General features: G+C 45.6%; 18 protein-coding genes. 5 read left to right on the forward strand and 13 right to left on the reverse strand.

What is annotated here, in order from left to right:
- Window positions 1-5: 5 nt before the first annotated feature.
- From ViNHUV68_RS15650 to ViNHUV68_RS15675, 6 genes are all read right to left on the reverse strand, one after another.
- The gene (locus ViNHUV68_RS15650; protein ID WP_391091448.1) at window positions 6-2,069 is read right to left on the reverse strand and encodes a chemotaxis protein CheW; all 2,064 of its coding nucleotides are present in this window, start codon (window positions 2,067-2,069) and stop codon (window positions 6-8) included.
- Between the two features lie 51 nt (window positions 2,070-2,120).
- Window positions 2,121-2,480 carry a response regulator gene (locus tag ViNHUV68_RS15655; RefSeq protein ID WP_038173383.1) on the reverse strand — a complete coding sequence of 120 codons (360 nt, stop codon included), beginning with the start codon at window positions 2,478-2,480 and terminating at the stop codon, window positions 2,121-2,123.
- Window positions 2,481-2,494: 14 nt separating this feature from the next.
- Window positions 2,495-2,764: an STAS domain-containing protein gene (locus tag ViNHUV68_RS15660; RefSeq protein ID WP_391091450.1), complete on the reverse strand. Its 270-nt coding sequence runs from the start codon at window positions 2,762-2,764 to the stop codon at window positions 2,495-2,497.
- A 351-nt stretch (window positions 2,765-3,115) separates the two neighbouring features.
- The gene (locus ViNHUV68_RS15665; RefSeq protein ID WP_391091452.1) at window positions 3,116-5,158 is read right to left on the reverse strand and encodes a GNAT family N-acetyltransferase; all 2,043 of its coding nucleotides are present in this window, start codon (window positions 5,156-5,158) and stop codon (window positions 3,116-3,118) included.
- Between the two features lie 89 nt (window positions 5,159-5,247).
- The gene (locus tag ViNHUV68_RS15670) at window positions 5,248-6,219 is read right to left on the reverse strand and encodes a ParB/RepB/Spo0J family partition protein (RefSeq protein WP_038173387.1); all 972 of its coding nucleotides are present in this window, start codon (window positions 6,217-6,219) and stop codon (window positions 5,248-5,250) included.
- 7 nt (window positions 6,220-6,226) lie between these two features.
- Window positions 6,227-7,444 carry a ParA family protein gene (locus ViNHUV68_RS15675; RefSeq protein WP_038173389.1) on the reverse strand — a complete coding sequence of 406 codons (1,218 nt, stop codon included), beginning with the start codon at window positions 7,442-7,444 and terminating at the stop codon, window positions 6,227-6,229.
- A 1,227-nt stretch (window positions 7,445-8,671) separates the two neighbouring features.
- Between ViNHUV68_RS15675 and ViNHUV68_RS15680 the strand changes: the two genes are divergently transcribed.
- Window positions 8,672-10,642: a replication initiator protein RctB domain-containing protein gene (locus ViNHUV68_RS15680; protein ID WP_038173391.1), complete on the forward strand. Its 1,971-nt coding sequence runs from the start codon at window positions 8,672-8,674 to the stop codon at window positions 10,640-10,642.
- Between the two features lie 369 nt (window positions 10,643-11,011).
- Here ViNHUV68_RS15680 and ViNHUV68_RS15685 read toward each other — a convergent pair whose 3' ends face one another.
- Window positions 11,012-11,485 (reverse strand): hypothetical protein, encoded by a 474-nt coding sequence (locus ViNHUV68_RS15685; protein WP_038173392.1) that lies wholly within the window; start codon window positions 11,483-11,485, stop codon window positions 11,012-11,014.
- 403 nt (window positions 11,486-11,888) lie between these two features.
- Here ViNHUV68_RS15685 and ViNHUV68_RS15690 point away from each other — a divergent pair, with 403 nt between their 5' ends.
- The 4 genes from ViNHUV68_RS15690 to ViNHUV68_RS15705 all read left to right on the forward strand — a co-directional run bounded on the left by ViNHUV68_RS15690 (window position 11,889) and on the right by ViNHUV68_RS15705 (window position 14,140).
- Complete coding sequence (locus ViNHUV68_RS15690) at window positions 11,889-12,086, forward strand: PA3496 family putative envelope integrity protein (RefSeq protein WP_038173393.1); 198 nt, start codon at window positions 11,889-11,891, stop codon at window positions 12,084-12,086.
- A gap of 162 nt (window positions 12,087-12,248) precedes the next feature.
- Window positions 12,249-12,458 (forward strand): DUF3283 family protein, encoded by a 210-nt coding sequence (locus ViNHUV68_RS15695; RefSeq protein ID WP_038173394.1) that lies wholly within the window; start codon window positions 12,249-12,251, stop codon window positions 12,456-12,458.
- 92 nt (window positions 12,459-12,550) lie between these two features.
- Window positions 12,551-13,267, forward strand: coding sequence for a YebC/PmpR family DNA-binding transcriptional regulator (locus ViNHUV68_RS15700; protein WP_038173395.1), 717 nt, complete (start codon window positions 12,551-12,553; stop codon window positions 13,265-13,267).
- Window positions 13,268-13,408: 141 nt separating this feature from the next.
- Window positions 13,409-14,140 (forward strand): SDR family oxidoreductase, encoded by a 732-nt coding sequence (locus ViNHUV68_RS15705; RefSeq protein WP_391091456.1) that lies wholly within the window; start codon window positions 13,409-13,411, stop codon window positions 14,138-14,140.
- 92 nt (window positions 14,141-14,232) lie between these two features.
- Here ViNHUV68_RS15705 and ViNHUV68_RS15710 read toward each other — a convergent pair whose 3' ends face one another.
- From ViNHUV68_RS15710 to ViNHUV68_RS15735, 6 genes are all read right to left on the reverse strand, one after another.
- Window positions 14,233-14,889 carry a cupin domain-containing protein gene (locus tag ViNHUV68_RS15710; RefSeq protein ID WP_391091458.1) on the reverse strand — a complete coding sequence of 219 codons (657 nt, stop codon included), beginning with the start codon at window positions 14,887-14,889 and terminating at the stop codon, window positions 14,233-14,235.
- Window positions 14,890-14,954: 65 nt separating this feature from the next.
- Window positions 14,955-16,202 (reverse strand): protein kinase, encoded by a 1,248-nt coding sequence (locus ViNHUV68_RS15715; protein ID WP_391091460.1) that lies wholly within the window; start codon window positions 16,200-16,202, stop codon window positions 14,955-14,957.
- A 104-nt stretch (window positions 16,203-16,306) separates the two neighbouring features.
- On the reverse strand, window positions 16,307-17,779 hold the full coding sequence (gtfA, locus tag ViNHUV68_RS15720) for a sucrose phosphorylase (protein WP_391091462.1): 1,473 nt from the start codon (window positions 17,777-17,779) through the stop codon (window positions 16,307-16,309).
- Between the two features lie 61 nt (window positions 17,780-17,840).
- Window positions 17,841-18,932: a sn-glycerol-3-phosphate ABC transporter ATP-binding protein UgpC gene (locus ViNHUV68_RS15725; protein ID WP_391091464.1), complete on the reverse strand. Its 1,092-nt coding sequence runs from the start codon at window positions 18,930-18,932 to the stop codon at window positions 17,841-17,843.
- Window positions 18,933-18,962: 30 nt separating this feature from the next.
- Window positions 18,963-20,147, reverse strand: coding sequence for a carbohydrate ABC transporter permease (locus tag ViNHUV68_RS15730; RefSeq protein WP_157631125.1), 1,185 nt, complete (start codon window positions 20,145-20,147; stop codon window positions 18,963-18,965).
- Entirely contained in the window at window positions 20,147-21,157 is a 1,011-nt protein-coding gene (locus ViNHUV68_RS15735) for an ABC transporter permease subunit (RefSeq protein WP_391091466.1), read from the reverse strand. Before ViNHUV68_RS15735 ends, ViNHUV68_RS15730 begins: the two co-directional genes overlap by 1 nt.
- Window positions 21,158-21,171: the final 14 nt, after the last annotated feature.

Genomic DNA, 21,171 nt, shown 5'->3' on the forward strand with positions numbered 1-21,171 from the left:
ACTCCCTAAGCGGCCAAACCATTGTGTGAGGAATCATTACTACGATGAGTAAAGCCGGTAATCAAACCTTGAATATCTAAAATCAGTGATACCGAACCATCACCTAAAATGGTGGCACCAGAAATTCCGGCGACCTTACTGTAGTTAGATTCGAGGCTCTTAATCACAACCTGTTGCTGATCAAGCAGCTCATCAAGCAGCAAGCCGACGCGATTCCCCGCCGCTTCGACAAAGCAGATCAGCTGTCGGTCAAGCTTTCCGCTAACGCCCATCTCTAGTTCATCTTGCAGACGCAAAATGGGGATGTTCTCGTCGCGCAGACGGTAAAGTTCAACGCCTCCTGAAGCTAACTTAATGCTCTCAGGGTCGATTTGTATCGACTCGACAATAGTGAGCAAAGGAATCACGTAGACTTCGCCACCCACTTTAACCAACTGACCATCTAAGATGGCTAATGTCAGTGGCAAACTAATGATAAAACGACTACCTCGCCCTAGCTCAGACTCCACTTCAATGTGACCACTTAGCTCTTCGATGTTGCGTCGAACAACATCCATCCCGACCCCACGCCCTGAAATATCAGAGACTTGTTCTGCGGTCGAAAATCCGGGAGCAAAAATAAGATTCATCAGTTGCTTGTCAGAAAACTCTTCGCGGCGAGAGTCTCTCGGCAATACACCTTTTTCCAGCGCTTTGTTCCACAACTTGTCGCAATCGAGACCGGCGCCATCGTCACTGATTTCAATAACAATCGAACCACCTTGATGGTATGCGTTGAGCTCTATCGTCCCAGCAGAGGGTTTACCTTTTTCAACTCGAACAGCGGGAGCTTCTATACCGTGGTCAATGCCATTTCTGACTAGATGAACTAAAGGGTCAACAATGCGCTCTAACACGGTTTTATCTAATTCGGTTTGTTCACCCTTTATTTTCAGGTCTACTTTTTTATCAAGTCGACCAGAAAGATCGCGAATCAAACGAGGGAAACGACTAAAAGCAAAGCTAACTGGCAACATACGAATATTGAGTACGTTCTCTTGCAGATCTTTACTATTTTGCAGCAGTTGTTCGAGACCGGACTTGAGGTTATCCAGTTTATCCAAGGAAAAATCGTTGCCAATTTCTGTCAGCATCGATTGGGTAATGACCAATTCCCCGACCAAGTTAATTAAGCTGTCCACTTTATCAATATCGACGCGAATTGAACTGACACTAGATTCGGGTTTGGTCGTTTTCTGCCCTGGCTTAGTCACCATGTTTTGCTCAGTCGGAGCAAGACTGTCTGCCACAACCTCTTGCTTAACTAATGGTTCTACGCCAGATTCTGTGGGGGAAAGGTCAAGACGTTCAATTGTGAGATCGCATTCATCTTCAACCCATTCAAATATCTCGGTTATCTGTTCTCGTTCAATAGAAGCGCTAAGCGTTGCCGACCAACTCAAATAACAAAGTTCAGATTCAATCGCTTCTATCTCGGGTAAACGAGAGCAGTCAACTTGGATCACGCAACTCTCATCAAGCTCATTCAACTCCCTTAATATCCTTAATGGGTCATTGCCACTAAAAAACATCTCTTGGTGAGGGACAAAATGAATCAGCCATGGCTGCTCACTGGCATCGGTTTCAACAGCGTCGGATGGTTCGGCATTACTGGCCGTTACCTCGTCAGTGGATGACGCAGGTTCATCAAGCAGTGCCACCAGATCTTGCGTAACTTGCTGCTTGAGCTCGGTATTAACCTCACTCCCCAGTTCATGACCTTCAAGCATATTGTGAATACAGTCGCCACTTTTGAGCAGCAAGTCGACCGTTTGCGCAGTGAGATGACGCTGATGATTACGTACCAAATCTAGGTAGGCTTCAACACTATGAGTAAACTCACTGATGTCGAGGAGGTTAAACGTCCCTGCTCCACCTTTTATAGAGTGTGCAGCACGAAAAATAGTATTGATCGACTCGTCATCGACCTGATCGACCTGCAAATTCAGCAGTATTTCTTCAAGCACATTAAGATTTTCACGACATTCTTCGTAAAACATCTTGCGCAGTTGTTCCATGTCTAAAGCCATTGTTCGCCCTACCGTGTGACGTTGTCGTGACGACTTATAATATTTTCGAGGTTAAATCACGCGTTTTAATGTTTTTAGTAGCGTGTCAGGATTAAATGGTTTTACTAACCAGCCCGTCGCACCAGCAGACTTACCTTGTTGTTTTTTTTCAGTACTGGCTTCGGTGGTCAACATTAAAATTGGAATAAACTTGTATTGAGGCTTTTCACGTAATGCCTTAACCAGTTCAAATCCCCCCATGTTAGGCATATTGACGTCAGAAATAACGACATCAAATTTAGCGCTTGTCACTTTACTTAAAGCATCGCGACCATCGTTCGCTGTCTCGACCTCATATCCTGCATCTCGCAGAGTGTGGCTTACCATTTGGCGAATCGAAACAGAGTCATCCACAGCAAGAATTTTTGTCATATCCTTTCTCCAACTTAGTGATGAATATCAAGCTGATTAATTAGTCCAAGAGTCGTAATACTTTCGACGAGAAGTTCCGTCGGATGCAGTAGGTGAATAGTTACTTGATTGGATTTGGCACTAAGAAACAACGCTGTGAGCGCCTGCAAGCCAGCCGCATCGACTCGCTTAACGTTCGACGCATCTATTGCTAGTGAACCGTCGCTGGTTAACCAACGTTGATATAAATTGGTGCTATCAAGAACCGTTGAAATATCAAGGTTCTCGGGTAATAAATATTCCATTTCATCACCGTGCTACTTTATTATTATTCCTAACCACATACTAAGCATGTTGCTTATTATCCAGTGTAGGAACAATTCAACAATACGCAAGCCGGTACAATAGACATATTGGGCGAACTGCCCCTCATCATATACATAGTTATAACTATTTTTATCGATTAATTAGACAGTTAGATTGAGTTTTTTATCTAATAAAAATTTATGTTATTGATACATATAGTGTTTGATTTCGTCGTATATAAATCATTCTGGAGACATGAAACGAGGATAAGGAAAGGATTGATTTACACTGTAAAATCCGCCGATTCTGGGGCAGTTATGTCCATTTTACAGTGTAAATCATCAAATGAATTAATCACCTGATTGTGACTGAACTTGTTGGATAAGTGATTGCAACTCGCTTCGAAAGGTCAGTTCAACCTGTTTCCGTCCCGCTAGCTTTAACCGTTCAGCACATTGTGTCCAACTGTGCCTTTGTACCACACGATAAATAAACAGTGGGCTTGCTTGCTGTAATATTTGCGGGCACTGTTTCCACCATAAATCGAGTATAGGAGCGACACTATCAAAGCTTGCTCCACCTTGAATATAGTTTTGTATAAGGCCCTGCGCGCTAGGAAACTCAACGGAAGCATTATAATTGCTGAACAAACTACGGACGACATCAATCTCAAGTGACGCAAAATTTTCACTCAACGCATAACATAACGTTTGTCGATATAATTGTTCCGCTTGTTGTCGCCAGATTGGCGCTCCGTACAGCATAACAATCGAATGACACCCACTCGCCTGATCACGTTGAGTCCCCAACCTGACCGGGAAGAAGTCACTTTGACGCCAAAATCGAACCAGTTCTTCGGTTGCTCCAAAGCTGGTGGAGTAATAGTCGAAGTCGGTCTGCTGAATCAATTGCGTGAGCATCTTGTGTCCAATTCCGTTGCCCTGCAATTGTGGATGGACCGCGATGCGCATGATTCGCAAGCTGTGTTGCTCGGCAGCGAGCGCAATACCTAACTGATTGGCCAAGGTTACGGGAACCAAATGACCTTTAGGGCGACGTTTACCACGCTGGATTTGCTCAATAAGAGTGTTGTCGAGCCTTCCTTCTTCAACTGTCAATAGGCAACCTATGCACACTTGCTGTTCAAAACAGCCATACAGTTGAATCGCATCATCAGCGAGTAGCAACATCAGATCATTCGGGGTGGTCTGATAATGCGCATTAACGAGCAACGCAAAACAAGCGCGCAGTAACTCTGGTTGTTCCAACAAGGTTAATTTGTCGAGACGAGTTAAATGCACATCTCCAGAGACAGATGACACAGGGCTAAGTTCAGCGTTCAATAGAAAACTATCGAAGAGCCACTGCTCTAGCGGATCGTTGACGTTCCATCGGATGGGTTGGTCAAGATGAATAAAAACGCTGCCAGGACGTTGCGCTTTAAGCCAAGATTGAAACTTAAGCGTAAAACCCCGTCCACAGCCTTCGTAGCCATGAATAGTGGTAGAAAATACCACTCTATGATAAGACTCAACCATGGCTTGAAGCATCGGAATTGGAATAGCGGATGCTTCATCAACGAGCAAAAAGTCACTCTCAACGTTGCGTGATAACAAGTCATCAGGTGCAACAAACTCAAGAGTAGAGCGTTCAAACTTAATAGAGCGATTGGTCAACTGAGCTTCTGGCAACAGCCGTGCTGCATGTTCAAAGACGGGTTTCACGGCTGCTAGCGAAGGCGCGCTCAAAACAATATGGATATTTCGACTTTGCATCAGCTGAGCGGCTGCCATGCCTAGCGCACTGCTTTTACCACGCCCGCGATCGGCCGTCATCACTAATGGCCGTTTACGATGTCCTTCAACGACATTGATGATTTTATCTATCGCTTGTTGCTGTTGTGAATAGGATTGGAATCCACTCGACACCGCGTTAGGTGGTAATGTTTTAGGAGACAATGCTTCAGGTATGGCAGGTATCGCTGCATTAGGGGTTAAAACCAACAAGCTTTCCAATGCACGCGTCAGCCATTGCTCTGCAGGGGTGATTGGCTGGGCTTGGCTAGCAATCACAATCACTAGCCCCCCGCCCCGAACACAACCTGTCGCGGCGCTGAGACTGTTAGCGTCAAACCCATCACGAATGTCACACAACAATACTCGACACTCTTGGCCTAGCAGTTGATGACCTTTATTGAAAGCGAGCTGCTTGGCAGCTAGGTGATGACTTTCACCACCAAGACAAAATAGCTCATCCGACTTTAGCGGTTGGATTAAGGTTGCGATAGCTTGATTCTGCCACTGTTCGCTTCCTTTAAGCACGACCCCAAATCGATGGTTTCGCTGCAAGGCACGAGTAAGAAGCTGCGAGAAAAACAGTTTGATCGGATTCATTGAAAGTAGCATGGCGATTGGATTTTGTTGGGCTTTATTATGGCACAAAAAAAGCCGCTAAAAAGCGGCTATGATCTGGGAGAGATCGATTAATTGAGTTTTTGCGCGACCAAGTCGAGAATCTCGTTCATCAAGGTATCGTCGACTTTTTTAAGGTTAAGCGTTAAGCTCGTACCTTTACGCGAGTAGCTCGCACGACCTTTAATCAACTCAGTTTTTGCCACTGCTCCTTTCTTGGTAGGTGCGAGTTGTTCAATCCAAGCTTCAATAGTTTCACTGACTTCTTTAGTAATGCGTGCGACCCCTTGAGATTCGCTACGCTGCCAAACAAATCCGTCTTTAGTGCGACATTTTTCTAATAGCTGCGTGCGTTGGCCTTGATCGAGACAATTGTATTGCTTGTGCAATTTAACGATAGTCGGGCGACCCAGATCGGCAACGTTCGGGTAAGCTTGCAAAAGCTCCAATGGCAAATCGGCCGCTTTCAAGGCACCGCTGACTAATGCTTCGCTGCATTGAAACATCTTGGCTAACGCTTTTTGGTCCTCAGCTTCGCCACTTTCAAGCCTTGCCAGCATCTCTTTGCCTTTCTCGTATAAAGAGAGCGGTTTATGGGCATTAGCTACGTCTGATAGAAACTTAGCGTGTTTTGAGCTAATGTTCTCGCCAACGTAGATAAGGAATTCTTGCTCAGCCAACAGACAAGACATACGACGACGGCTGCCATCGAGCACTTCAATCTTGCCGTCTTGGCGTTTACGACCAACGGCTGGATACTGCTGACCTCGTTCGCGGAGTGTAACTAAGACATCAGACAAGGCATGTTCGTTAAGAAATGACTGTTCACGCGCATTCTCAGCAAACACAACGGTTTGCTCAGTGATTTGGTCTGCGGGAATTCGAACCAACTCAAACTGCACTTTACTTTCACCCGCAACGGCTAGCTCAATTACTTGTGTCTGCTCTTTAGCGGCCTGCTGTGCTTCTTGTGGCGTCGTTACATTACGCTTGTTCGCTTTGCCAAATAATCTGGCGTTCAAATCTGAAGTTTTAATAGCCATTTTTTAATTACCCCTGATTTAATGATGACCAATGACTATGCAATACACGTTCGAGTTCTAAAGCACTTTTTTGAACCGCATCTTGCGCCGTCGCCAGAGTTTTCTTACCACCTTCAAAATCACCAGTTGTAAGGTCAAACACTGTGCTATAAGTATCGGCACAGGTTTCAAACGCGCGACTACGTGGAATCGTCGCCATCATCACTTGATCACCAAGCAAGTAGTTCATTTCGGTCAATACAGCGACTTGTTTTTTATTATCGTCTTCAAACATCGTTGGCATTAGACGAGCAAACTCCAGTCCTTGCCAGTCGTCTGGGAACATTTCATATACCGTCGGTAAATGTTGGAAGAAGTTCACCGTTGATGCCCAATCAAGACGCTTAGCTGCACAAGGAATCAGTAACGCGTTTGAGGCGTACATTGCATTCCAAACTAAGGGGTCAACGTGCGGACCGGTATCGATCATAATGACATCGAATTCGTCGGCAATCTTATCGATTAACTTCTCTTTAAGCAGCTTGACAATATCAAGCGACTGGTTTTTAGACAGATGCTGCCATGCCTCAGCATTAAACATTGCGTCTTCAGGGAAAGCTGACACTGTTTTCAAATTTGGGTATTGCGTCGGTAGCAATACGTTCTTTTGTAAGAACTCTTTGTCGATCTCAACACCATCAGGAACATTGTCGAGCATAACGTCTACCGCAGAGTAGATATTGTCATGGTCATTTAGACTAATCTGAGGGTTTAAAAACAAACGCAATGAACCTTGTGGATCCAAATCGATTAAACAAATACGGTAGCGCTTATCTAGATTTAGTGCCAAACAGGCCGCCAAATGAACCGCTGTCATCGACTTGCCTGTCCCACCCTTCTGATTCTGAACATTAATAATCCATGGTTTATTGTCACCATTTTTTTTACGTTCATAGAATTTAGGGATACCAGCAGCATCCATCAGCATATGGGCTTCTTGCAAAGAGATAGAATAGTGGTTGGCGTTATTTTTAGTAAATTGATGGCCATCCGCTTCAAGCTTGCTGATTGCGTCATCGAGCTTGCGGCGTGTTAATCCCGATCGAGTTTCCATTAATGCTTTCGACATTGGAGGAAAATGTTCATCGCTGCGCTCTTCTAATACGATTTCGATACGATCAGCCTGAACCTGGGCTGTTTGTTCTGCTAGCTGAATGAGACTCGCAATGGTTTGTTCTCGTTTCATTTGCCAAATTCCGTTGTTATTGAACTAATGCAATTGTACAGCATTTATAATTACATACAATAAAAAGGTGAACATGCAATTATCGAGCAAAATCACACTAAATATAAAATTGACATAAATTTAATGTTCAATGGACAAAATGACGTCAATTTATAGTCTAAAAAGCGTCGGGATTGCTAATAATAATAAACCAGATTAAAAATGTCACAGCGTCACATATTTACATTGTAAATAAAAAACATCATTGAACAAGATTTACTCGGAACGATTAAGATTCATCACTAATTTACGGACGGTGCCGTTTCGATTTGAGCGTACCTAGTAGTGACAGTAGATATCAGTCATCGTGCGTATTTGGCTCATCAGGGTAGGGCAGTGACCTAAAACACGGAACAATGATCAAGAGGGTACTCATGATCATGCTTTCGAAGCGATGAGTCCTACTAGGAACGATGATCAAGGTTGATTTACACGATGATGAGTGATCGCTTTCGGTCCACAGACAAGATCAATGATCGGAAAAATGATCAAGTGTATATGCGTCCCGGAAGCATGAAAAATATCAACTAATTTACGGTTGAATGTATATGGATTCTGACTTTAGCCAAAATATGCTCGTTCTACCTTGAATATTGAACAGCAATCGAAATATTAGCCGTCGTCTGCCGAATAACATGATCATGCTTTCGGACATTTAAATGAATATGCGATGATGTGGATAAAAACATCACATTGTTTTTCGATAGGAAATATGCTGAATTAAACAGCAAACAGGGTTAAAATAGCACTCTCCTTGATCATTGTTTCGTGATTAAAAGTCGCCGTTCCCTTTTTGATGACAATGATTAAAGTGACCTTACTCGCCAAGTCTGTGGATAAAATGTGCAAGAGTGATGATCATGCTTTCTAGATTACATTGATCATTGATTCAGGCTTTTAATGATCATCGTTTCCAACATTTTTGATCATGCTTTCAGTGACTTAATGATCATGCTTACGGTAAAGTCATGATCATGCTTTCCAACCTTAAAAAAAATAGTCTTTTAAAGACAATAACTTACAACCAAATCACTAGCCGGATCATTAGATCATATAATCATTTAAGATCATATTAATCAGAAAGATCAGTTATTTAAAAGCAACAAATTTTTCTTTATTTATGATCTTTTTTTCTTTATTCTTTCGGAACTATAGCGATATTACGGCTACTGTGACACGGATCTAATAATGAGCTCAGAAGAAAAACTACTGATCAAAGCGCCAAGAAGCCACAAAGATGGACATTTATTTGAAGTGTCAGAATCTGCGGTCAATTGGATCGAGCAATACCAGCACTTCAAAGGCGTGACGAAAAGTATCGTTGAACTTCTGAACTTAATTTCTTTACGTGGATTTAGTAGCAAAGATGGTTTGGTCTCGACCACGGAATTAATTAATGCCACCGACGGTCAAGTCACTCGCGCCGCTATCCAACAACGCCTCAGAGCAGCCGTTACCATTGGCCTGTTCAAGCAGATCCCGGTACGTTTCGAACAAGGCCTTGCAGGCAAAACCATGCTGCACCAGTTTGTAAACCCTAACCAATTGATCTCCGTGTTAGGCGCCACCAGCTTGGTGACAGAATCGGTCAAGCTCAATGAAAAGCAAAAACGTTCCAAGGCATTAGCGCAGACCCAAGTCAACAAACGCCTGCTCAATGAACACGGTCTGAATACGCCACCTGCGATGAAAGACGAGGCGGATCAGTTTGTCGTTTCTCCAACCAACTGGGCTGGGATTATTGATCAAGCGTTAGCGCCACCGCGAACTCGAAAAAGTTATCAGAAAAGCATGGTCTCGATCTCGGGGACTCGTGCCGTGATCGAAACACGATCATCAAAAAGTATCATGACCGTGGATGATCTGATGACGCTGTTTGCGTTGTTCACATTGACCGTTCAATATCACGAACATCACCAGCATCAATACCAGCTTGATGGTACTCATGTACCCAATAAAACGCCGCTCTACATCACCGATATCTTGTCCCTACGCGGCAAAAAAGACAGTGGTCCGGCACGTGATTCAATCCGTGATAGTATTGATCGTATCGAATTTACCGATTTTCAACTGCATGAACTCACTGGGCGTTGGTTAAGTGAGAACATGCCAGAAGGCTTCAAGAGCGATCGTTTCCGTTTTATAGCCCGTACCATTACCGCATCGGAAGAAGCACCTACAGAAGGCGCTGACGGCGAAATACGCATTAAACCGAACCTATACATTCTGGTTTGGGAACCCTCATTCTACGAAGAGCTACTCACCCGTGATTATTTCTTCTTGTTCCCACCTGAAATTCTAAAGCAACACACGCTAGTATTTCAGTTGTACAGCTATTTTCGTAGCCGTATGTCACGCCGCCATACCGACTCGATGTTACTCAGTGAATTGAATCAGAAGTTAGCTCGCAATATCGAATGGCGTCGCTTCTCAATGGATCTGATCCGAGAACTGAAGAAGCTGTCAGACAATAAAGGATCTGATGAGTTATTTGTGGTTAATCTGTGGGGTTACCATTTGACCATTTTGACCTTGCTCGATGGCGACAAAATTAAAGATTATCAATTTGATATCAAGTGTGATGCAGACGAAGTGTTAAGGTACTCTCGAGCGCGTATGACCAATGCGGGGAAACGCAACATGGCGCCAACGTTGCCTAACCCTCTGCGCAATGAAATGGTCTCGAAACAGCAGCTCGAAGAGATGTCGCAAATCATCGACGGTGAGTTTGAGCCTATTCAGCGTAAAGAGCGCTCTCCACGTGGCAAATTAGGCCGCCGAGTCAAACAACGAAAACACTTGGTTGAGATCAACGCTGACGAGATCACCATAACCTTATCCAAATACACCTCCTCAGAGGCCCTAGAACGCTCTATAACGGCTTTAGCAGCCATGACTGGGCACACTCATGCCTCAATCCAAGAAGAGTGCCTGGAGCTTATAGACAAGCTTGATTTCTTACGAGTCGGTGAGCACGTCGTTCCCTACGAAACTTTGAGTAAAATGGTTGAACTGTACAATGGCCAAAGTGAGAACAAGCATTTGTCGATTGAGCGATTGATCGCCGGCCTCGCGGTTAGACGAAAAGTGTGCAAACAGGTTTTTGAAGGCCACCTTGATGAGACAGTATTTAGGGCGTTAGACGAAGTGGCGGTTTAACCACTAACATCATCGATCAGTGAAAAAGCCAGTGAGATTTGTCGCTGGCTTTTTTGCTTATGCCACCACTCGAAACACGCTGTTACACTCTTGGTTAGATCAGACAAAGTAACGACATTCCTCTGACAACGGGCTGACAATGATGAGCTGAGGCTTGGTTATTATTTATCCCGAATAGACAACCTTTTGTCCTTTCTGATAAATGAGGGATAGGATTGTCACTGATAGATTGGCTCATATTGTTACATTCATTCTGAATAGTTTGCGAGTTCTCTGAACTCGCTTTTTTTTGTCTAAAATTCAGGTCTTACAGACGTTTTCGAACAATCTAAAACATAATAATGCCTTGATCATTGTTCCGTATTGCTGTTAATGGACGATCCATGCCCCTTGATCATTGTTGCGGGATTCATTCCAAGCAAGGCTTTGGCTGAAACGTACGTGTGCTTCGATCAATTGCTTTGATTCAGTTTGCCAATGATCTTCCGGACGTTGATTGCAAAACTCCAAACTCATCACCACCAAAAGCTGCAAGCGTTTCATTGCCCAATCTTTGACAACTAATTCATATTGATTCGAACTTGCCAATTGTTGCAACTGCGCGCTAGCGAGTTGAAGAAACTGATAGGCTTTGATTGGTTGGCTATCATGACAACGCTTGAATATTCTCAGACAACCGTCTAACCACAATGCCATGGCTTCGCTTTGCTCATCACTGACCGCGTCTAGCCAGAGTGTATGGGGAGTTGCGAGTAGTAAACACTCAAGTGATGGCTCTTGATCATGCTTTCGGGTCTGGTGCCAGTTCATCATATTTTCTAACCAACGTTCTAGCTCGCTCATACTCTCAATCCTCATTGATGCGCTTCTTGCAACCTTGTTGAATTACAGACGTCAGCATTGTTTTGTCAATAGATATAGTGTGGCTTGAGAAAAGTGACTTCGCCACTGCACATTGAGTTAGTAAGAGAATATCGAGTGGAGTTTGACTAAGAGAGTTGTTAGAAACGCGCGCTGGTAACACTTAAGCGGCAGAAAATGAGACGTTGATCGCTTTGATTTGGCTCGGGGTAATCTTGTGAATGTACTGCGCAATAGCAGTGGGCGCAAAGCTTATTTATACAAAAAACACTAAGAGTTATCGAACTACTAGCACAATCACATTATCGAGCTAAAATTCTTAACAAGGGGTGGTAGATTTTGCTACAGATTAGTTGTCCCTTGCATGGTTTGTTCGGAGGTATTTATGTCCATTAATTCTATTGACCATGATGAAATGAGTAAAATTGCTAGCACGTGGGACTTCACGGAAGAAGTAGAGCAAAAATCGCCAACTAAACAAGTTAAGTCTGCCGAAGCTCGTCGTCGTATCGAAGCATTAAGAGAGATTCGAGAAAGCGGCTTGACTATTGAAGAGGCGAAAGAACTGGGTATTTTGCACTAGTTTTGAACTCATACACAAATACTAGAGGGCGGTAGTGGATTACCACCCTTTATTTTTACCATTTTTTTGATCTATTCCGTAGCACACATAGGGATTGGCTCTCTACAATAGGCGCTTGTGTGGTATATTCCCTCCCCATATTTTGCAGATGAGAGCCTTGGTATGTCGATTAACCTGTCTACTCTTCCGCCGAGCGAGAAAAACAAGATAGAGCTTGATAAGCAAGCGTCGTTTTTGGTTTGGAAACTCCGAGAAGCGAAAGCGATGCCTGATGAAATTGATCAGCAAGCAGCGAGAATTGCCGATGACGCAGAAAAAGTGTCATTCTTAGAGTCTGTTGAAAAATATAAACGAGTAATGGGCGTGGCGTAATTCGCTTTATTCCTCTGCAAAGCGAGAAATTGAAATGTGCTCGCATTTTGCTAAAATCCTTCGCGTTAAATTGAATTAGAGAGAAGATCCCGATGGGAAGAAGTTTTGAAGTGCGCAAAGCCTCTATGGCAAAAACTGCAGGCGCAAAAATTAAAGTTTATTCCAAATACGGTAAAGAAATTTACATGTGCGCGAAAAACGGTGGTCCAGATCCAGACATGAACTTGTCTCTGAAGCACCTGATCACGAAAGCGAAAAAAGACCAAGTCCCAGCGCATGTTATCGATAAAGCGATCGATAAAGCGACTGGTGGTGGTGGTGAAGACTACCAACCAGCTCGCTATGAAGGTTTTGGCCCTGGTGGCGTAAGTGTTATCGTTGACTGTCTGACCGATAACGGCAACCGTACTTTCCAAGATGTACGCCAATGCTTTGTTAAAACGGGCGCGAAAATTGGTGTTGAAGGTGCTGTTTCTCACATGTTCGATCACCAAGCGGTATTCCAATTCAAAGGCGATGATGATGAAGTCATTCTAGAAACGCTAATGATGGAAGACGTTGATGTCACTGATGTTGAACTAGAAGATGGCGTGATCACGGTATTCGCTCCTCACACTGAGTTCTTCAAAACGAAAACAGCGTTGAATAGCGCCTACCCAGACTTAACGATGGATGTCGAAGAGATTACTTTTGTTCCTCAGACTCACACACCAGTTGCTGGTGACGATGCAGAGAAGTTCCAAAAGTTCCTTGATCTTCTTGATGACTGTGATGACGTACAGCAGGTTTATCATAACGCCGAGCTGTAATCGACATATTGCTTTATAAAACCGAGCCTTAGCGCTCGGTTTTTTTATATCTTCACACTGAACACTAGGGTAGTAAACGGTTAGTCACGGTTGATTTTACAGTGTAAAGTGGGACGACAAAGGAATGTTGAAGGAACAATAATGAACAACGTTGTGATAGTGACGGGGGCGGGTCGAGGTATTGGCGCTGAAACGGCCAAGCTGCTTGCCGGGCAGGGGGATTTGGTTTGTGTCAATTACCTAAATAATCATATTCGGGCTCAACAGGTGATCGAGCAGATTACTCAGTCGGGAGGGCGGGCCTTTGCTTTTCAAGCGGATGTGTCTGATCAAGTGCAAGTTGAAGCGATGTTTACTGAAGTGAGAGCTTGCTATGGCATGGTGACTCATCTGGTAAACAATGCCGGGATTCTCTTTGACCAATCGACGCTGTGTGACATTGATGTTGCTCGTTTTAAGCGAGTGATGAACTCCAATGTAGTGAGCTGCTTCTTGTGTTGTAAAACGTTTATCAACCAACTTGATGGTGTAGGGGCTATTGTCAATGTCTCTTCTGCTGCATCCCGTACAGGCGCGCCATTTGAATATGTTGATTACGCCGCTTCCAAGGGCGCGATGGACTCGTTGACGAAAGGCCTATCTCTGGAGTTGGCTGAGCGAGGTGTTCGAGTCAATAGCGTAAGGCCTGGGTGTATTTATACGGAAATGCATGCCGATGGCGGCGAGCCGGGACGTGTTGATCGATTGGCTGAATTTATCCCGCTTAAGCGCGGTGGGACGGCGCTTGAAGTGGCTAATGCCATTGCTTGGCTACTCTCAGACGAGGCCTCATATGTCACAGGCTCGTTCATTGACATTGCTGGCGGGCGATAGGCATTGTCCCTATTAGACGCCTCTTGTGCGTAACAAGAGGCGCTATAAAGACACAGAACTCAACAGCAGCCAAAACTAAGAGAAGACAATGACTAAGGCGTGAGAGGCAAATGTCCGGTTTTGACCAGTATGATCGTTTCTTGGTCAACAAAGGGGAAATGTTCACTCATATGTGGGCTACGAATCCAACTCCCTATCGGATAAACGCCGTGTTCATCAGCAAATTCTCCAGATAGCACAAAAATCTCTTCACCGCCGAAATGACGATGAGGCTGAAATCTCTCTCCTGCTGGCCACTTAACTAAAGCTACGTGCTCATGTTCAAAGTCATGCAGTGGCATGACTTGTAAACCGCCCATGCCTGCTAGCCATTGCTGGTGATGAGTATTGAGTCTGATAGTCGCGCTATCGCGTTTATCAAACTGATTGAGTTTGACTAAGATGACGCAGCCCTCAAGACTGAATGGTGCATGATGGCTGCCTGGTGGATTACGTAAATAACTGCCCGCTGGATAGTCGCCATGTTCGTCAGAAAACACGCCTTCAAGCACGAAGATCTCCTCGCCCATCGGATGATAGTGCGTGTTAAAACGAGATCCCGCATCATAACGCACCACGCTGGTTGTATGGCCTGATTCTGCTTCTTCTCGCTCTAATGGTTTACGCCACACACCCTTGGCAGGACTGGCAACCCAATCTAATTGTTGCGTTTCTATCACCACGCGCTGGGAAAAATCCATGTTGTGCATACAAAACCTTATTCATTTGGTGACCATACGGTATCCATTGTACCAAAATAATCACCACTCGATCACTACTGGGCAATACGCATTAAATTATGCACATAGTGGTAAGTCTCACTGTCGATATCGCGCGGGTCACATACAGAAAGTAAATCTTGGATAAAATGACCTAAGGCTCTTGCTTCCACTTTACGTACACCTTGTTGCTGACACTTAGGTAAGTAGTCGTATACGGAAGCGGCACCAAAGTCGCCAAAGATCATCTCGGCGTGATGATTAATTAACACATTGTGCGCGTACAAATCACCGTGACAGACCTTATTGTCGTGAAGATGACTAAATACTGCCAGCATCTGGCTGACGATATGTTCGATTTGAACAATGCTTAGGATCAACTCTGGCTTGAAGACATCACGGGTGCAGGTAGCTAATGTTGGCGGTAGACCTAAGTTAAAGTATTGGTCAGGAATCAGTTCCATGATCAGCGCTAAATAACCTGGTTGATTGACTTGAGCAATCGACTTTACCAAGTTGTTATGTTGCCCAGCTTTCAAGCAAGCTTGAAGTTCATCGTGAGGATAGCCATCGCTGGTCACCTCGCCTTTAAACACTTTGACCGCAACCTCATTGGGGAAGGGACTATCGTCGTTGAGCCAATTAGCATGAGAGATAACGCCCGATGCACCTTGTCCAAGAACGTGATTGATTGAGTAAGCGTCTGAACTCACTTCAGGCACACTGTTTTGCTGCGCGAGTTGTTCGCAAAACGGGTTGCCGGCAAATGCCATCCAAGCGAGTTTCGGCAGTTTCAACAGTACATCAGGGAAAATCTCTAACTGATTTGCAGACAATCTAACGAGCTCTAGATTGTGTAGATGTTCAAAACTGGTCGGTAACGCTTTAATTTGGTTGCCCGCTAAAGCGAGTTTTTGTAGGCGAGGTCGATAGCCTAAAGACTCGGGCAACTGAACAATTTGGTTGTCAGTGAGAATCAACCAGCGGAGCGGTTTCGGCAGCGACTCTTCTGCTACGCGCACTATCTGATTGCTTTTAAACCCGACCATTTCCAGCTTTTCACAGCGTCCCAACACAAGTGGAAGGTGAGTAAAACGGTTATTCGATGCGAATAGGATTTTGAGCTGAGGAAGATCAGCGAGCCATTGAGGCAAGTCGTTGAGTTGGTTATTGGAGACATCAAGAATTTCTAACGTGTCGGCCAGAGTTAAAATCTCTTGCGGTAATTGTGTTAATTGCTCAGATAGTTGAAGGCGCTGAATGCCTTTTAATTGACCATTCTTTAGTTGTTTTACTGTGTGCAAACCGTCTGCCTATTGTCACGCATGGAAGGGAAAGAGCGCGTATTCTACGCAGCAACGGCGCGAATGGCGAGTCACGTTTCAACCTCTGTGCCGTGAATCAAGCCTCAGTCGTTAAGCAGATGCTTCAAATCGATCTCTTGTCTCTTGCCATCCAATGCATGACGGATCACTGCGCTTTGGTTGGCAAGATCCACCGTTAATTCAATCTGGTTGTGATTGTCGCGCCAGCTTAACTCGAGTTGCTGTTGCGTGCCGGCTAGATGAAATTGACCATTAAACGCGGGGTGGGTGTTACGCAGTTTAATTAGCTCAATCAGCCCTTTAACGACAGGTAGCGCTAACTGCTGATGGATTTTGTCTTGATCGAGGTAAGGACGATTGATATCGCGCCCCTCCTGAGTCTGTGCGAGAAGATCGATATCATTATGCATTGCTAGCAGACCAGCATAATAGACCTGAGGCACTCCTGGGCTAAAAAACTGAATCGCCCGAGCCACCAGATAGTGAAAATCATTGCTTGCCAGTGCATCGTAGTAGCTGCAATTGACTTGATAAAGGTCGAGATTATTGGCGGCCGAGCCTGTTGCTAAGCGACTCTGTCCGCCACTGTTGTGATGAATCGACTCGACCAGTTGATTGATTTGTTCTTCGTTGAGTAAACCCGGCTTGTCACCTTGAGGGCCCGCATCGATGATGCCGATGCCGTCATGAGTATCGAGAACCGTTAAGCAATTACGCGGCGCGATTTTTAACCAGGCAATCAGAGCGTCAAAGTCATTCGCTAACAGCGCATGTAACACCAGCGGTGGCAGCGCAAAGTCATAGACTCGATGAACGCGTTTCGCGACCTCAATTTGCGTTTGGTAGTGGCTGTGAATTTCCGCAACGGTCTCCATCCCGAGTTGATTAGCTCGCTGAGACAGCTTATCGATAAACTCGAAGGTTTCATCCAACATAAAACAGCTGGTATCGGGACGTTTGATGGCATAGCCTGCGGCATCAAGGCGAATGATTTTGATGCCATTGTCGGCAAACAGTGACAGAATCTGTTCTAAGTAGGCTTGGCCTTGAGGGTGCTCGACATTGATATCAATTTGGTTATCAGTAAAGGTGGTCCAGAAGTTGACCTGCTGGCCTGACTTGAGCGTTTTGGCGCTGAAGCAGCGGCTAGGGCGAGGGCGGTAGATCGCTTCGGCCTGATGGTCGGTAATTCCATCAGGGAAGACGTCTTGCTGTTTGAGAAACAGGGGCCAATATTGAGATTGCTTGCCATTGTCGATCACGTCCAAAAATTGGGGAGACTGCGCCGACGCGTGGTTGACGATGAGATCGGCCATGATCTGGCAATGATCACTCAATTGCTTCACGTCTTGCCATGATCCTAAGCGAGAGTCGACCTCGGCATGATTGATGGGATCAAACCCAGCATCACTGCCATCGATCGGATAAAAAAATGGTAGCAGGTGTACACCAGCAAAAAGTTCATCTAACTCATGGCTTAAAAGCTGAGTGAGGCCGTTAAGATCAGAGCCTGTGAGTCGGTCAACATAGGTAATCAATTGAACTTTGTTGTGCATGGTAAACCTCGCGCAAGAAGGCAAGCCCCATTGTCAAAGCTCGCCATTAACAGAGATAGAATTAAAGGTACTTAAGTGAGATTCCGTCTTGGTTGAACAGGTGAATTTTCTCAACATTGGCTTTAAGGTGGATTTGCTCGCCGCGATGGAAGTCTAAAATTCCGGGCAGTTTGGCCACGATCGTTTCATCATGACCTGCAACATTAATATGCAGTAATGTCACTTCACCCAATGACTCAACGAACAGTACCGTGCCTGACATCAACGCATCGTCAGTGGTTGCGACAAGGAAATCTTCTGGTCGAACCCCCAATCTGAGAGTGCTGCCTTTGAGTGTTGCTTGAGCGGCAATTGGTACGTCAATGGTTAGGCCGCTCTGTGCTTCAACCGTGCAACTATCGCCCGCCTCCAGCAAGGTTGCTGAACTAAGATTCATTGCTGGCGAGCCAATAAACTGAGCGACAAACACATTGGCCGGATTGGTATAGAGTTCGAGTGGTGTACCGATTTGCTCAATTTTCCCTGCTGATAGCACCACAATACGATCGGCTAAGGTCATGGCCTCGACCTGATCATGAGTGACGTAGATCATCGTCGTCTGGTCGAGCTCTTCCTTGAGGTTGGCGATCTCGATACGTGTTTGTACCCGAAGCGCAGCATCAAGATTAGATAATGGCTCATCAAATAAAAAGACTTTTGGCTGACGAACAATTGCCCGCCCAATCGCGACCCGCTGACGCTGACCACCCGAGAGCGCTTTGGGTAAACGATCAAGGTAAGGCTCAAGTTGCAGCATGCGCGCGGCTTCCATCACTCGGTCATGAATGGCATCTTTCGACTCTTTTGCAATCCGCATCGCAAAGGCCATGTTGTCGTAAACGGTCATATGTGGGTAGAGCGCATAGGTCTGAAACACCATCGCAATGCCACGCATCGCGGCAGGCAGATCGTTGACGCGCGCGCCTTCAATAAAAAGGTCACCCGAGGTTATTTCTTCAAGCCCGGCAATCATGCGCAGCAAGGTCGATTTTCCGCACCCTGATGGGCCGACAAACACCACGAACTCACCTTGTTTGATGTCGAGGTCGATGCCGCGTAATACCTGAGTGTTGCCGTATGATTTGGTTACGTTAGTTAAAGCTAATCCTGTCATATCATTATTCTCATCATTGGCTAACGGCTGCTATTTGACAGAGCCTGAAAGAAGTCCACGAACTAAGTAGCGTTGTAAGGTGAAAAAGACCGCCAAAGGAACCGCAATAGAGACAAAGGCCGAGGCGGTGAGAATTTCCCAGTTGCCCCCTCGCGAGCCAAGCAGTTCACGCAAACGTGCGGTCAGCACAATATGCTCTTCACCAGTACCAAGGAACACCGTTGCCACCAATAAGTCATTCCACACCCACAAGAACTGGAAAATGGCGAAAGAAGCGAGGGCAGGGAACGACAGGGGTAATACGATACGCATAAAAATTTCAAAATCGGTCGCGCCGTCTACTCGCGCCGATTCAATGATTTCACGTGGCAGACTCGAGATATAGTTACGCAGTAAATAGATCGCCAGCGGCAAGCCAAAACCGGTATGCGCAAGCCAGATACCAAGATAGGTTTTGGCGCCAACGCCAAACAAGGCGCCGATGTCGTTATAGAGCCGTAACAGTGGGATAAGTGACATTTGCAGTGGCACAACCAACAAGCCGACCACCAGCGCGATAAGCAGGTTTCGTCCTGGCATTTTCATCCATGACAATGCATAGGCCGCGTAGGCTGCGATAAGAATGGGAATGATGGTTGCTGGAATGGTCACGGTCAGCGAGTTAATAAACGATCGACCAATGCCTTCAGCGGTGAGCACTTCTTGGTAATTGTCGAGGCCAAATTTTGGCGGCACGATCGCAGTAAAGAAGATGCGCTTACCACGCGAGCCTTTAAATGGCTCGGCAGAAATCATCTGGTATTCACCAGTCTCTGAAACGGTCAGAGTACCGTCGCCACGCATGTCGGCGACCTCTCCGGGTTGGTAACGGGTCGGTTCACGTGATGAAAAGCCAAACGCGCTGACCGTGGTCGGTTGTCCTTCTATTAACAGTTGGCCAGACAATACATAGACATCGCCTTGTTTTACTTGCGTGTCGGCGCCACCGGTTCGCTCGATTAAGTTTTGTTGGGATGAGGTTAAAGATGTCCACCAGCCTGACAGAGCCAATTGATCTTTGTCGCGGAAAGAGGAAATAAACAGCCCTGCAGTAGGTAGTGTCCACAAAATCACGATGATCAGCACTGAAAAATGCATCAGTAGTGTCAGCGGTGAGCGTCTGAGTTTACTCAGGCCAAAGGGGGCTTTTTTAGTGTCAGTGGTTAAGCTTGGCATTAGCGATCCTCCATCTGAGCACTTGCCTGGCGCATATTCCACACCATGACAGGGATAACAGCGACCATGATGATCACGGCAATAGCGGCACCACGGCCAAAGTCACCACCGCCACGGAACATCCAGTCAAACATCATGTTAGCCAGTACCTGAGTGCTCCATTGACCGTTGGTCATGGCTAACACAATATCGAATACCTTGAGTACCAAAATAGTGATCGTGGTCCACACCACGGCGATGGTGCCCCAAATTTGTGGGATCAGGATTTTAAAGAAGATCTGCACGCCATTGGCGCCATCAAGGACCGCCGCTTCGACGGTTTCTTCGGGAATACCGCGCAGCGCAGCTGAGAGGATCACCATGGCGAATCCGGTCTGGATCCAGACAAGGATCACCATTAGAAAAAAGTTATTCCAAAAAGGTAGGGTTACCCACGCTTGCGCTGAACCGCCCAAAAGCTCCACCAACGCATTAAGAATACCAATCTGCTCAGAGCCGGGGGCGCGGTAATCATAGACAAACTTCCAAATAATCGACGCGCCGATAAATGAAATCGCCATCGGCATAAAAATCAAACTTTTGGCGATGTTGCCCCAACTGACTTTATCGGTAAGAGCGGCAATGACTAAGCCAAAAAAGGTTGAGGCGGCAGGAACAACCAGTAGCCACAGTAGATTGTTAAACAGTGACTCGCGAAATTCTGGATCATTAAATAGCCAAGTGTAATTGGCCAAACCCACATATTTATCGCCATTTCTGTCATGCAGTGAGAGCACAATTGACTCAAATACCGGATAGACAAGGTAAAGACCTAAAAAGCACAGCGCAGGGCCAAGAAACAACCAAGGACGAACAGAAGCGGCGCGACGTAGGTTACGCGCCATGGTTTGGCTGGAAACATTTCGGGTCGGGAAAATGATGGTTAGCAACCAGTTGCTGCCAACGAAATAGACCACGCAACTTGCGACGCCTAATACCATGATAAATAAAGAGGAGTAGAGCTGTTCCATCGTGGCCTCACCTA

This window comes from Vibrio sp. NH-UV-68 (genome assembly GCF_042940635.1).
GTDB classification, from domain to species: domain Bacteria; phylum Pseudomonadota; class Gammaproteobacteria; order Enterobacterales; family Vibrionaceae; genus Vibrio; species Vibrio pacinii.

Bases quoted from the DNA above. Each gene is read 5' to 3' on its own strand.
- ViNHUV68_RS15650 (WP_391091448.1), bottom strand. From the start codon at position 2,069: ATGGCTTTAGACATGGAACAACTGCGCAAGATGTTTTACGAAGAATGT.
- ViNHUV68_RS15705 (WP_391091456.1), top strand. From the start codon at position 13,409: ATGAACAACGTTGTGATAGTGACGGGGGCGGGTCGAGGTATTGGCGCT.
- ViNHUV68_RS15660 (WP_391091450.1), bottom strand. From the start codon at position 2,764: ATGGAATATTTATTACCCGAGAACCTTGATATTTCAACGGTTCTTGAT.
- ViNHUV68_RS15655 (WP_038173383.1), bottom strand. From the start codon at position 2,480: ATGACAAAAATTCTTGCTGTGGATGACTCTGTTTCGATTCGCCAAATG.
- ViNHUV68_RS15670 (WP_038173387.1), bottom strand. From the start codon at position 6,219: ATGGCTATTAAAACTTCAGATTTGAACGCCAGATTATTTGGCAAAGCG.
- ViNHUV68_RS15690 (WP_038173393.1), top strand. From the start codon at position 11,889: ATGTCCATTAATTCTATTGACCATGATGAAATGAGTAAAATTGCTAGC.
- gtfA (WP_391091462.1), bottom strand. From the start codon at position 17,779: ATGCACAACAAAGTTCAATTGATTACCTATGTTGACCGACTCACAGGC.
- ViNHUV68_RS15675 (WP_038173389.1), bottom strand. From the start codon at position 7,444: ATGAAACGAGAACAAACCATTGCGAGTCTCATTCAGCTAGCAGAACAA.
- ViNHUV68_RS15700 (WP_038173395.1), top strand. From the start codon at position 12,551: ATGGGAAGAAGTTTTGAAGTGCGCAAAGCCTCTATGGCAAAAACTGCA.
- ViNHUV68_RS15695 (WP_038173394.1), top strand. From the start codon at position 12,249: ATGTCGATTAACCTGTCTACTCTTCCGCCGAGCGAGAAAAACAAGATA.
- ViNHUV68_RS15730 (WP_157631125.1), bottom strand. From the start codon at position 20,147: ATGCCAAGCTTAACCACTGACACTAAAAAAGCCCCCTTTGGCCTGAGT.
- ViNHUV68_RS15735 (WP_391091466.1), bottom strand. From the start codon at position 21,157: ATGGAACAGCTCTACTCCTCTTTATTTATCATGGTATTAGGCGTCGCA.
- ViNHUV68_RS15665 (WP_391091452.1), bottom strand. From the start codon at position 5,158: ATGAATCCGATCAAACTGTTTTTCTCGCAGCTTCTTACTCGTGCCTTG.
- ViNHUV68_RS15710 (WP_391091458.1), bottom strand. From the start codon at position 14,889: ATGCACAACATGGATTTTTCCCAGCGCGTGGTGATAGAAACGCAACAA.
- ViNHUV68_RS15685 (WP_038173392.1), bottom strand. From the start codon at position 11,485: ATGAGCGAGCTAGAACGTTGGTTAGAAAATATGATGAACTGGCACCAG.
- ViNHUV68_RS15725 (WP_391091464.1), bottom strand. From the start codon at position 18,932: ATGACAGGATTAGCTTTAACTAACGTAACCAAATCATACGGCAACACT.
- ViNHUV68_RS15680 (WP_038173391.1), top strand. From the start codon at position 8,672: ATGAGCTCAGAAGAAAAACTACTGATCAAAGCGCCAAGAAGCCACAAA.